At 48.8% G+C, this 492-nt stretch carries 1 protein-coding gene; it reads left to right on the top strand.

Annotation, left to right across the window (positions count from 1 at the left end; all coding sequences use genetic code 11):
• Window positions 1-492, top strand: a 492-nt coding sequence (locus tag P2081_RS20325) for a trypsin-like serine protease (protein WP_278924607.1), incomplete at both ends; no start/stop codon positions are given.

The following is a 492-nucleotide window of genomic DNA, read 5'->3' as shown; positions in this document are numbered from 1 at the left end:
CTGGAACCAGGGAGGGCAAGTCCTTGGAGCCAAAACTGTCATCTTGCACCCGAACTACACAGGATCGTGGGACTGGGACATCGGGCTAGTCAAGACTGACAAGAAAATTGTGTTTGGCAAGAATGTGAAACCCATCAAGCTCGGCACAAAGACGCTGGCGGGTGACACCAAAGCTTCCGTCGCTGGCTGGGGGGAGTATGATGATAGTGGAAACCCATCCAGTACATTATTGGAAGCCAAAGTGACAGTTTATGATTGGAAGAAATGTCAATCGATCTACTCGGAAGACCTCACTCAGCACCTCATGTGCTCCTTTGACAAGAAAGTTGCGCCTTGCATCTATGATTCTGGAGACCCTCTCGTAGTGAAAGGAAAGGTTTATGGACTGTTTGCGGGCGGTTACGGCTGCACACCCAACGTATACCCTGTCCTTTACACCGATGTGCCTTCTCTTTACAAATGGATTCAGAGTACTATCAAAAACAACCAGGA

The organism is Pseudophaeobacter profundi, from assembly GCF_029697505.1.
In the GTDB taxonomy this organism is placed as follows: Bacteria; Pseudomonadota; Alphaproteobacteria; order Rhodobacterales; family Rhodobacteraceae; genus Pseudophaeobacter; species Pseudophaeobacter profundi.
This window is presented reverse-complemented; position numbering and strand designations above follow the sequence as displayed.